The sequence below is a fragment of the Longimicrobiaceae bacterium genome, from assembly GCA_035696245.1.
GTDB lineage: Bacteria > Gemmatimonadota > Gemmatimonadetes > Longimicrobiales > Longimicrobiaceae > DASRQW01.
The window spans coordinates 1-10,408 of record DASRQW010000478.1; the positions used below are offsets into that span (position 1 = coordinate 1).

Here is a 10,408-nt window from a genome sequence, read left to right on the forward strand (position 1 = left end):
GCGGACGGAGGGATGGCGCCCAAGCTCCGCGCGGCGTCGCGGGCGGCGCACGGCGTGGGCGCGGTGCGCATCGGCGACCTGGAGATGCTGCGCGACCGCGGCGCGGGAACACGGGTGCGGGGGGCTGTGCCCTTCGCCGCAACGGCCTGAGGAGAGACGAGATGACGACTGCCACCGCGAGCGGCGCCGAGGCGCTGCTGGGCGTGTACCGCCCCGCCGGCCCGGTCTTCACCGGCGGCGAGGGCTCGTGGCTCATCGCCGAGGACGGCGGGCGCTTCCTGGACTTCACGGCCGGCATCGCCGTGAACGCCCTGGGCTACGGCGACCCGGACGTGGCGGACGCCATCCGCGAGGCGCTGGACAGCGGCCTCATCCACGCCTCCAACCTGTTCAGCACGCGCCCGGCAGCCGAGCTGGCGGAGTGGCTGGCCGGGCACTCGTTCGCCGACCGCGTCTTCTTCTGCAACTCCGGCGCGGAGGCCAACGAGGGCGCGCTCAAGTTCGCGCGGCGCTGGGCCCGCGCCGAGGGCGGGGACGGGCGGACGCAGATCGTCGCCTTCCGCGGCGGCTTCCACGGGCGGACCATGGGCGCGCTCTCCGCCACCGACCGGCCGGCGTACCAGGAGCCTTTCCGCCCCCTCGTGCCCGGCGTGCGCTTCTGCGACGTGGGCGACGTGAGCGAGGTGGAAGCGCTGCTGGCCGGCGGCAACGTGGCCGCGGTGATCATCGAGCCCATCCAGGGCGAGGGCGGCGTGATGCCGGTGCCCGCGGGCTTCCTCAAGGCGCTGCGCTACCTGTGCGACGAGGCCGGCGCGCTCCTCATCTTCGACGAGGTGCAGGTCGGGCTGGGGCGCACGGGGACGCTGTGGGCGCACGAGCAGGCGGGCGTGACGCCGGACATGCTCACGGTCGCGAAGCCGCTCGCCGGCGGGCTGCCCATGGGCGCGGTGCTGCTGACGGAGCGCGTGGCATCCGCCATCCAGCCGGGCGACCACGCCACCACGTTTGGCGGCGGACCGCTGGTCGCATCCGCCGCGCTGGCGGTGTGCCGGAAGATCGGCGAGCCGTCGTTCCTGTCCGAGGTGCGGCGCAAGGGCCACATGCTGGCCAACCGCTTGGGCGTGCTGTCGCTGAACGCGCGGGTGAAGGACGTACGCGGCGCGGGGATGATGTGGGGCGTGGAGCTGGACGCGGCCGACGCGGGCGACGTCGTAGCCCGCGCCCGCGAGGCGGGGCTGCTGCTGTGCACTGCCGGGCCGTCGGTGGTGCGCGTCGTCCCGCCGCTGGTCGCGACGGACGACGAGCTCGTGCGGGGAGTCGAGATCCTGGAGGAGGCGCTCTGATGCTGATGGATTCCACCTATGCCGTAGGCGCCGGGGGCGCGGCGGTGGACTACGCGCCGGGACGCACGGCCGCCGCGGCAGCCGTGATCACGCGCCAGGCGCGCGTGGCGGACATGCTCCAGGTGGAGCCGCTCATCAACGGCTTCGCCGCGCGCGGGCTCATGCTGCCCAAGACGCTCGAGTTCCTGTGCCGCGGCTTCCGCGAGTTCGTGGTCGCCACCGACGCGCACGGCAAGGTGCTGGGCTGCGGCGCCCTGCGCGTCTACACGCCACAGCTGGCCGAGGTCGCCTCGCTGGCGGTATCGGAAGATGCGCACGGGCTGGGAGTCGGCCGCAAGATCGTGCAGCAGCTGGAGGTTGAGGCGCACGCGCACGGAATCGGGACGCTCTTCGCGCTCACGCTGCAGGACGGCTTCTTCCACAAGCTCGGATACCGCACCGTGCCCAAGGAGATGTTCCCGCAAAAGGTGTGGGCCGACTGCCGCAGCTGCTCCAAGCTGCACGCCTGCGACGAGATCGCGGTGGTGAAGGAGGTTTAGGGCCCTCACCCGGCGGCCTGAGACCCGCCACTCTCTCCCACAACCGCGTGGGAGAGGGGACGTACGGCGGGGGATTTGACGCGAGGCGGATGGATCGTCTCGGTCGAGAGAAGATGAGGGTCGGGATGCCGATGCGGGGATAGAGGTCAGGCGGAGTCAACCATCAGTCCGGCGAACCACGGGACAGGAGATACAGGGCCATGCAGAGCAACACCGTCGTCCTCGCGTACTCGGGCGGGCTGGACACCTCGATCATCGTGCCGTGGCTGAAGGAGAACTACGGCGCCGACGTGGTCTGCGTGGCTGCCGACGTGGGCCAGGGCGAGGAGCTGGACGGGCTGGTCGCCAAGGCAATCGCCTCGGGCGCGCGCGAGTGCTACGTGGAGGACCTGCGCGAGGGCTTCCTTACCGAGTTCGTGTGGCCCACCCTGCGCGCGGGTGCCGTCTACGGGCGGAAGTACCTCCTCGGGACGTCGATGGCTCGCCCCATCATCGCCCGGCGGCAGGTGGAGGTGGCGCGGCAGGTGGGCGCCACCGCGCTCGCGCACGGCTGCACCGGCAAGGGCAACGACCAGGTGCGCTTCGAGCTGACCTTCGCCGCGCTGGCGCCGGAGATGTCGGTGATCGCCCCGTGGCGCCACTGGGACATCCGCTCGCGGGAGGACGCGCTGGACTACGCGGCCCAGAAGGGCATCGCCGTGACGGCGACCAAGGAGAAGATCTACTCGCGCGACCGCAACCTGTGGCACGTGTCGCACGAGGGCGGTCCGCTCGAGGATCCGGCGTACGAGCCCACGGAAGACCTCTTCCTGCTCACCCGCTCGCCCGAGGATGCGCCCAACAAGGCCGACTACGTCACCATCGGCTTCGAGAACGGCTACCCCGTGTCGGTGGATGGCGAGACGCTGGGCGCCGTGGCGCTGCTGGAGCGGCTGAACGAGATCGGCGGGCTGCACGGGGTGGGCCGCATCGACCTCGTGGAGGACCGGCTGGTGGGGATGAAGTCGCGCGGCATCTACGAGACGCCCGGCGGCACGCTCCTCTACTCCGCGCACAGCGAGCTGGAGCAGCTCGTGCTCGACCGCCGCACGCTGGCGCTGAAGGACGCGATCGCCCCCCGCTACGCCGACCTGGTGTACGAGGGCCGCTGGTGGACCACCGAGCGCGAGGCGATGGACGCGCTGGTGGACGTGACGCAGCAGCGCGTGACGGGTGAGGTCAAGATGAAGCTGTACAAGGGCCAGCACACCGTGGCCGGCCGCACCAGCCCCTTCTCGCTGTACGACGAGCGCTTCGTCACCTTCGGCGAGGACGACGTCTACGACCAGGCCGACGCCGCGGGCTTCATCCGCCTGTACGGGCTGCCCATGCGCGTCGCCGCGCTCAAGCAGCGCGAGGAGCAGCTGGCGAAGGCCGCCCGCGCCCCCCGCTACGTCACCGACGTCGCGGCCGACTGAACGGCGAGCGGCCGGTGCGTCCCTCGCGAGAAGGGCGCACCGGCCGCGAGTCGCGCGCCGCCGAAACGACGCGCGTCAGGCGCTCAGCCGCAGGGGATGGGGCAGGTGGCGCAGGTGTACTCGCACGTCGTGCCGCTCACGGGACAGAACTCGATGCTGCGGCGGCTCATCGCATCGAAGCCCGCGACCGTGCCGTGGATCGCATCGCCTGCCTTGGTCGTGCTGAAGCTCTCTACCGCCAGGTCGTCCAGGTGGAGTTTGCGCATGCTGCTCCGTTCGGGTGGAGATCGAGGAAATCGGCGGTCAGAGTGTGGCGCCGGAGGGACGTCGATCGCTCGCCGGTGTCAGTAGGTGACCGGCTCGGCCGCGCAGATGGTGATGCAGCTGTTGTTGCTGGGGCGGCAGCTGTCGTACTCGCTGCAAAGCATGTTCGTGCCGACGATAGTGATAGGCACGAGCCCGGGCGAAATCGCCTCGCCGACGGTGGCGAAGCTGTCGACCTGTAGGTCGTCCAAGCGAAGTCTCTGCATGGGGTTTCCCGGCGGCGAGAGGGTGACGGGTAGGTGGGGTTGTCGGATGATAATTATCTGTCGGGAAATGCGCAACGCCGCTCCGCGCCCGCTCTGCCGGGTGGGGCGAACGGACGCCAACGTACGAAGAGGGTGAACGATGCCTGAGACCGCCACGCCCGCCGCCCGCCTCTGGGGCGGCCGCTTCGCCGCCGGCCCCGCGCCGGAGATGGATCGCCTGAATCGCTCGCTGCCGGTGGACTTCCGCCTGTGGCGCGAGGACATCGCGGGGAGCCAGGCGTGGGCCGCGGCACTGGCCGCCGCGCGCGTCATCGGCCTCGACGAGTGCGACGCGCTGCGCGCCGGCCTGGGCCGCGTGGCCGCCCGCCTGGCCATGTGGAACGCCGCCGACTGGGCCGCCGCGCCGGATGAGGACATCCACTCGCTCGTGGAGCGCCTGCTGTACGAGGAGGCTGGCGACGTCGCCGGCAAGCTGCACACCGGCCGCTCGCGCAACGACCAGGTCGCCACCGACACGCGCCTCTGGGCGTGCGGCGCCGTGTCGCGGCTGGACGCGGCCCTCCGCGACCTCCAGCGCGCCCTGCTGGAGCAGGCGGAGGCGCATCGCGACGCGGTGATGCCGGCGTACACGCACCTCCAGCGCGCGCAGCCGGTGAGCGCCGCGCACTGGCTGCTCTCGCACGCGTGGCCGCTGGCGCGCGACCGCGAGCGGCTGGCGCAGGCGCGCGAGCGGCTGGCCACGCTGCCGCTGGGCTCGGGCGCCATCGCCGGCTGCCCCTTCCCGGTGGACCGCGTGCTGCTCCAGGAGACGCTGGGCTTCCGCGCGCTCACGGCCAACAGCATCGACGCCGTGTCCGACCGCGACTGGACGGCCGAGCTGCTGTTCGTGTGCGCCATGGTGGGCGTGCACCTCTCCAAAATCGGCGAGGACCTGATCCTCTTCGGCTCGCAGGAGTGGGGCTTCGTGCGTTTCAGCGACCGCTTCAGCACCGGCTCGTCGCTGATGCCGCAGAAGCGCAACCCCGACGCGATGGAGCTGGCGCGCGGCAAGGCGGGACGGCTGATCGGCGATCTCACGACGGTGCTGACGGTCCTGAAGGGCCTGCCGTCCGGCTACAACAAGGACCTGCAGGAAGACAAGGAGGCGCTCTTCGACGCCTTCGACACGCTCGAAGCGCTACTCCCCGCCGTCGCCGGCACCGTGCGGACGATGGAGATCGACACCGCCCGTGCGGCAGACGCGGTAGATGCGGGCATGCTCGCCACGGACCTGGCGGACTTCCTCGTCCGCAGCGGGATGCCGTTCCGCGAGGCGCACGGCGCCGTGGGCAAGCTCGTCCGCATGTCCGAAGACTTCGGTTGCGAGCTCGACGAGCTGCGGCCGGAGTTCTTCACGCGCGTATCCCCGCTGTTCGAGGGAGCGGACTTCGGCTCCCTCTTCTCCCACGAATCCGCTCTGGCCGCCCGCGCAGGCGTGGGCGGCACCTCCGCCGAGGCCGTCGCCGAGCAGATCGCCAAGCTGCGCGCGGTGTTGTAGCAGCTTCTGTCGGACGCTGGATAGGAGGAGATCGGAAGGGGATCGCGAGGTTTTCGCGGTCCCCTTCTGCTTGATCTTGACCGGGAGAGTGGCTGGGAATATATTCTCCTCAACGCGAGGAGGAATTATGGCAGTCATCACTGAGCGGAGAGGCGGAACCCCCGGCGTGTCGCCTCGCGAGGCGGCTTTCGTGACGGGCCTGTCCGAGAAGGACGTCAACCAGGCCATCGACCGCGACGAGGTGGAAGCCCTGCCCGCGCGCCGCCGGGAAGACCGCGGGCGCATGCTGGGCTACCGCGACCTCCTGTACCTTCGCGTGCGGAACGACCTGGGGCGGCTGCTCTCGCCAGAGGGCAAGCGGATGCTGCGCGAGCAGCTTGCCGCCTGGGACGAGCGTTGGTACGGCGGCGGGACCGTGAGCCTGGGACGCGTGGAGCTGAACGTCGCGCCCGAGATGCAGGCCGTCCAAGAGCGCCTGGCGCGCGTGGAAGAGGCGCGCTCCGTCGTAGTCGCGGACCCCGAGGTGCGCGGCGGCGAGCCCGTGGTGTGCGGCACGCGCATCTCCGTGTACGTGCTGGCCGACCTGGCGCGTCAGGGCGCCCCGCGCGAGGAGCTTCTCGAAGACTATCCCGCGCTCGCGCCGGAAACCTTGGATGCCGCGTTGCTCTACGCCGAGATGCACCCCCGCAGGGGTCGGCCACGCCGCGCTCCCTGGAAGGACGGCGTGGTGATCGGGGGCGAGCCGTGATCCGCTTCGGCGGCGGGAGAGCCGGGCGCGGAGGGCAGACGGCCCGGTGATCCAATTCCTCATCGACGAGAACCTCTCGCCGCGCCTCGTAGACGTGGCGCAGAGGTTCGGGTTCGTCGCCTACCACGTCGTCCACCGCGGCTAGTCGTCGCTTAAGGACCCGCAGGTGCTGCGGCGGATCCTTGACGAAGACCTCACCATCGTCACGAACAATTAGGACGACTTCCGCCCGATGCTCGCGCGGGCGAAGATCCATCCCGGCATCGTCGTCATCCTCCCCAACGTGCGGCGCGAGCGGCAGATCGAGCTGTTCGGCACCGCGCTCGCGGCCTTGTGCGCGCACGATCCTCCGCTCGACATGATCAACACCGTGCTGGAGGTGGACGAGCACGCAACAGTGACGATGTACTCGCTTCCGCCTACTGCCTGACGGCTCCGAAGTTGGGAAGCAAACGACCTTTCCGCGGAAAGGCCGTGTTCCTCGTTGGATGTGTCCCCCTCCGATCGTCCCAAGGTCGAAAGTGGAGAGCTGAGGTCGGGAGGTGTGCAGGTTGCTGATGAAAACGGCGCGCCGCCGGTCACGTGACCGGCGGCGCGTTCGTGCTTCCGGAAGCGGTGCGCGTCAGTGCGAGACGGCGACCGGGGAGGTGCGGGTGGTGGTGGTGCCGTCACCCATCTGCGAGTACTGGTTGCGGCCCCAGCACCACGTCTGGCCGTTGGTGTCCAGCGCGCAGGTGTGGCCGGAGCCGGTGCGTACGTCGGAGAAGATCACGCCGGCCGGCTGCGCGACGGCGGTGGGTGTGCGGTACGCGGTGGTGTTCGCGGTGCCCAGCGAGCCGAACTGATTGTTGCCCCAGCAGTAGGCCTGCCCCGCGGCGGTGAGCCCGCAGGTGTACGACGAGCCCGTCGCCAGGGACACGAACGTCACGCCGCCCGGCTGGAGCACCGCCGTAGGCACCTTGCGGTTCGTAAGCGTGCTGTCGCCCAGTTGGCCGCTGTCGTTGCGGCCCCAGCAGTACGCCTGGCCGACGGAGGTCAGCGCGCAGGTGTGCGAATATTCGGTGACGACCGCGGTGAAGCTCAGCCCGCCTTGCTGCACGGCCACGGGCACGCGGCTGCCCAGGAACGAGTTGTTGCCCAGCGCGCCGTCGCCGCCGTAGCCCCAGCAGTACGCCTGGCCGGTGCTGGCCAGCGCGCAGGTGTGGGTCCCGCCGGCGGAGATGGACGAGAAGACGACGCCCGCCGGCTGGTGCACGGCGCCAGGCGTGGCCGGCCCGATGGCGCTGCTGTCGCCGATCTGGCCGGACGAGTTGCTCCCCCAGCAGTAGCCCTGGCCCGACGCGTTCAGCCCGCAGGTGTGCGCGGTCCCGGCGCTGAGCGTGGTGAATGCCACGCCGCCCAAGGGCAGCACGGCGACCGGGATCAGCGGATTCACGAGCGTGCTGTCGCCCAGGCGGCCGTCTGCGTTGTAGCCCCAGCAGTACGCCTGGCCGGACGAGTCCAGCGCGCAGTTGTGGATGGCGCCCGACGTGATCTGCATGAACGCTACGCCGGCCGGCTGGTGCACCGAGACGGGCACCGTGGTAGTCGCGGCGGTGCTGTCGCCGAGCTGGCCGGCGGCGTTGCGGCCCCAGCACCACGCCTGCCCTGCGGCGGTGAGGCCGCAGGAGTGCGTCTGGCCCGCGTCGATGGCGGAGAAGGCGTTGGTGGGCGTCACGGTGAGCCGGGGTACGCTGCCGGCGGGGGGGCCAGCCGACGGGGACGTGACCGGGTCGGAGCACGCCCACAGCAGCGGCGCCGCGGCCAGCAGCAGCACGGCGGTGCGGAAGGAAGATCGGTGGATCATGGTGTCTGCCTTGGGAAGGAGGAGGTCGTGCAGCCACGTGCGGAGAGTGAAAGGTGGCTCCTGCGGTTTAATCGGTCAATGAAAATCCTGTCTGAATTGGTAGTGCGTGGAGGACCCGTGAACAGATGATCCGCGAGGGATGGAATGGATGGCGGTGCACTCCGCGACGGGTAAGGCGCGGTGATCAGCGAGGATCGGGCGGGCCGGGTGAGGTGAAGGAGGGGCCTGGAATACCTAGCCGGGCGAGGGTCCCCAGCGCGTCGGCGGTGGCGGCATCGAGCGCGGTGTTGTCGAAGATGCACCACACGTCCGCGGTGTGCGCGGCGGCGGCGAGGATGAGGGCGAGCCGGTCCAGGTACTCGGCCTCGTACGCGGAGTAGTAGATGCGCGGCGAGCCGTGGAGCCGGTAGTACACGGTGGCCGGCCAGCCGCCGGGCTCGGCCGCCGCGGGCACGCGGGCCGGGTCCGCGGCTACGCGCGCGACGTGGAAGGAGACGAGCATGTGCTCCGCATCTTCCGTGAACCAGGTGGGGTGGCGCGGCTCGCACACCACCGCGCCCGCGAAGCGCTCGCGCAGGTGCGCGAAGAAGGCAGGTGCCACGGCTGTGTCGTACGCCAGGCTGGGAGGAAGCTGCACGAGCAGCGGGCCCAGCTTCTCGCCGAGGTTTGCGCACTCGGAGAGGAGGCGGGCGAGCGGCTCGGCTGGGTCCGCGAGCTTGCGCGTGTGGGTGATCTCCTTGGGCACCTTCACCGCGAACCGGAAGGCGTCCGGCACCGAGGCGGCCCAGCGCGCGTACGTGGCCGGCCGGTGCGGGCGGTAGAAGGAAGAGTTGATCTCCACCGCGAGGAACCGCTCCGCGTATCGCTGGAGGTGGCTGCCTTCGATTGGAAAGTACTCCGCGTGCCGCGACGGCAGCGACCATCCCGCGCACCCGATCCGAACATTGTCCCGCATCGCGTCGTCTGCTTGGAGGTTCCCGTCTCGTTGTGAGTTCAAGGCCGGTATGGAAGTGCCGGGCCAGCGGGTGGATGGCCGTGCGTTCGAGCCTTTTCCACTGTGGGCAGCGGCGGTAGACTGGCTGATGCGGGTCCGCGGATTCTCGCCCCACCCTCTCACCGGCTGGAGCATGCGCAATCATCCTCGATTCTTCGTGCTCGTGCTGGGTGCGCTGTTGCTTCCGGCACGCGCGGCCACCGCGCAGGTGGCCGGGGCGGATTCGGTGCCGAACCGGGTGTACGATGCGAGGACGCACCGCTTCACCACGTTCGACGCGATGGTGGCCGAGGTGGCGCAGGCCGACGTGGCGTTTTTCGGCGAGGAGCACGACGACCCGGCGACGCACCGGCTGGAAGCCTCGCTGCTGCATGGCCTCGCCGCACGGCGGGGCAAGATCGTGGTGGCGCTGGAGATGTTCGAGCGCGACGTGCAGCCGAACGTCGACGCGTACCTCGCCGGGCGGATGGACGAGCGGGCGATGCTGGCCGTCTCGCGCCCGTGGCCGAAATACGCGGCGGACTATCGGCCGCTGGTGGAAGCCGCCCGGACCCACCACTGGCCCGTGATCGCCGGCAACGTCCCGCGGCGTATCGCGGCGGCGGTCGCGCGCTCCGGGCTGGTCACCCTGGACACGCTGCGGGGAGATGCGCGGCGGCTGGTCGCGGCCGACGTGCGCTGCCCGCGCGATGCGTACTTCACGCGCTTCGGCGAGGAGATGCGCGGGCACGGCGGCATGAGCGCGGGCGGAGATTCCGCGGAGGCGGCCGCGATGACGGAGCGGTTCTACCAGGCGCAGTGCAGCAAGGACGAGACGATGGCGGAGTCCGTGGCCGTCGCGTTCACGGCCGGCGGACCGGGAACGCTGGTGGTGCACTTCAACGGCGCGTTCCACACCGATCACCGCCAGGGCACGGCGGAGCGGACGGCGAGGCGGCTGCCGAACGCGCGCATCGTGGTGATCTCGGCCGTGCCGGTGCCGGACCTGGCCGCGGCGGATACGGCGGCGGTGGAGGGGCAGGCGGATTACGTGGTGTTCACGCAGGCGCCACCGGCGGCGGTCGAGCCGCCGAAGCCGTAGGCGAGGCAGCGCGCCGGGTAGATGGTTGCGGCGTAACGATTTCGGATGCGATGAATCGCACCCCTACACGCCGCGACGGAGCGGGATCGGGAAATCGTTGCGCGCGCGCCGTTACGTGAGGGATGCGCGCCCGGAGGGGCGAGACGGCGGCGGGCGGATACAGGGTAGGCGGAGATCCAGGGCGAGGGTGCGGCGGCGAGGAGCCGCCGCCGGCTTGCCGCAGTTGGGCACAGTCGTATCGTGCCCTACTGCGCGCGCAGCCCGGCCCCGCTTGCGGGGACACGCCCAAACCCTGTCGTTCGTCGTTGGACAGACGCCAAAGAGAAGCGGGGG

11 protein-coding genes are annotated in these 10,408 nt (G+C 70.8%); 7 read left to right on the forward strand and 4 right to left on the reverse strand.

The window, feature by feature from the left end:
• Positions 1-161 precede the first annotated feature (161 nt).
• The 3 genes from VFE05_21455 to VFE05_21465 all read left to right on the forward strand — a co-directional run bounded on the left by VFE05_21455 (position 162) and on the right by VFE05_21465 (position 3,339).
• Positions 162-1,343 (forward strand): acetylornithine/succinylornithine family transaminase, encoded by a 1,182-nt coding sequence (locus VFE05_21455; protein ID HET6232656.1) that lies wholly within the window; start codon positions 162-164, stop codon positions 1,341-1,343.
• Positions 1,343-1,882, forward strand: coding sequence for an N-acetyltransferase (locus VFE05_21460; protein HET6232657.1), 540 nt, complete (start codon positions 1,343-1,345; stop codon positions 1,880-1,882). Before VFE05_21455 ends, VFE05_21460 begins: the two co-directional genes overlap by 1 nt.
• A gap of 200 nt (positions 1,883-2,082) precedes the next feature.
• A complete protein-coding gene (locus VFE05_21465; GenBank protein HET6232658.1) occupies positions 2,083-3,339 on the forward strand; it encodes an argininosuccinate synthase in 1,257 nt (418 codons plus the stop codon).
• An 83-nt stretch (positions 3,340-3,422) separates the two neighbouring features.
• On the opposite strand, the gene VFE05_21470 is transcribed toward VFE05_21465, so the two are convergent.
• Positions 3,423-3,605: a hypothetical protein gene (locus VFE05_21470; protein ID HET6232659.1), complete on the reverse strand. Its 183-nt coding sequence runs from the start codon at positions 3,603-3,605 to the stop codon at positions 3,423-3,425.
• Positions 3,606-3,683: 78 nt separating this feature from the next.
• On the reverse strand, positions 3,684-3,854 hold the full coding sequence (locus VFE05_21475; GenBank protein ID HET6232660.1) for a hypothetical protein: 171 nt from the start codon (positions 3,852-3,854) through the stop codon (positions 3,684-3,686).
• 154 nt (positions 3,855-4,008) lie between these two features.
• Between VFE05_21475 and argH the strand changes: the two genes are divergently transcribed.
• From argH to VFE05_21490, 3 genes are all read left to right on the forward strand, one after another.
• Positions 4,009-5,406 (forward strand): argininosuccinate lyase, encoded by a 1,398-nt coding sequence (gene argH / locus VFE05_21480; GenBank protein HET6232661.1) that lies wholly within the window; start codon positions 4,009-4,011, stop codon positions 5,404-5,406.
• Positions 5,407-5,533: 127 nt separating this feature from the next.
• Entirely contained in the window at positions 5,534-6,154 is a 621-nt protein-coding gene (locus VFE05_21485; GenBank protein ID HET6232662.1) for a DUF433 domain-containing protein, read from the forward strand.
• Positions 6,155-6,386: 232 nt separating this feature from the next.
• Complete coding sequence (locus VFE05_21490) at positions 6,387-6,584, forward strand: hypothetical protein (GenBank protein HET6232663.1); 198 nt, start codon at positions 6,387-6,389, stop codon at positions 6,582-6,584.
• Positions 6,585-6,776: 192 nt separating this feature from the next.
• Here the strand turns inward: VFE05_21490 and VFE05_21495 are convergent, their stop codons facing one another.
• Both VFE05_21495 and VFE05_21500 read right to left on the reverse strand, forming a co-directional pair.
• Positions 6,777-8,000, reverse strand: coding sequence for a hypothetical protein (locus VFE05_21495; protein HET6232664.1), 1,224 nt, complete (start codon positions 7,998-8,000; stop codon positions 6,777-6,779).
• Between the two features lie 184 nt (positions 8,001-8,184).
• Positions 8,185-8,955 (reverse strand): DUF72 domain-containing protein, encoded by a 771-nt coding sequence (locus tag VFE05_21500; protein ID HET6232665.1) that lies wholly within the window; start codon positions 8,953-8,955, stop codon positions 8,185-8,187.
• A 172-nt stretch (positions 8,956-9,127) separates the two neighbouring features.
• Between VFE05_21500 and VFE05_21505 the strand changes: the two genes are divergently transcribed.
• Positions 9,128-10,075, forward strand: coding sequence for a ChaN family lipoprotein (locus VFE05_21505; protein HET6232666.1), 948 nt, complete (start codon positions 9,128-9,130; stop codon positions 10,073-10,075).
• Positions 10,076-10,408: the final 333 nt, after the last annotated feature.

What these genes read in the sequence shown, in the direction of transcription:
- VFE05_21455 (HET6232656.1), top strand. Translation starts at nt 162, where the DNA reads ATGACGACTGCCACCGCGAGCGGCGCCGAGGCGCTGCTGGGCGTGTAC.
- VFE05_21460 (HET6232657.1), top strand. Translation starts at nt 1,343, where the DNA reads ATGCTGATGGATTCCACCTATGCCGTAGGCGCCGGGGGCGCGGCGGTG.
- VFE05_21465 (HET6232658.1), top strand. Translation starts at nt 2,083, where the DNA reads ATGCAGAGCAACACCGTCGTCCTCGCGTACTCGGGCGGGCTGGACACC.
- VFE05_21470 (HET6232659.1), bottom strand. Translation starts at nt 3,605, where the DNA reads ATGCGCAAACTCCACCTGGACGACCTGGCGGTAGAGAGCTTCAGCACG.
- argH (HET6232661.1), top strand. Translation starts at nt 4,009, where the DNA reads ATGCCTGAGACCGCCACGCCCGCCGCCCGCCTCTGGGGCGGCCGCTTC.
- VFE05_21485 (HET6232662.1), top strand. Translation starts at nt 5,534, where the DNA reads ATGGCAGTCATCACTGAGCGGAGAGGCGGAACCCCCGGCGTGTCGCCT.
- VFE05_21490 (HET6232663.1), top strand. Translation starts at nt 6,387, where the DNA reads ATGCTCGCGCGGGCGAAGATCCATCCCGGCATCGTCGTCATCCTCCCC.
- VFE05_21495 (HET6232664.1), bottom strand. Translation starts at nt 8,000, where the DNA reads ATGATCCACCGATCTTCCTTCCGCACCGCCGTGCTGCTGCTGGCCGCG.
- VFE05_21500 (HET6232665.1), bottom strand. Translation starts at nt 8,955, where the DNA reads ATGCGGGACAATGTTCGGATCGGGTGCGCGGGATGGTCGCTGCCGTCG.
- VFE05_21505 (HET6232666.1), top strand. Translation starts at nt 9,128, where the DNA reads ATGCGCAATCATCCTCGATTCTTCGTGCTCGTGCTGGGTGCGCTGTTG.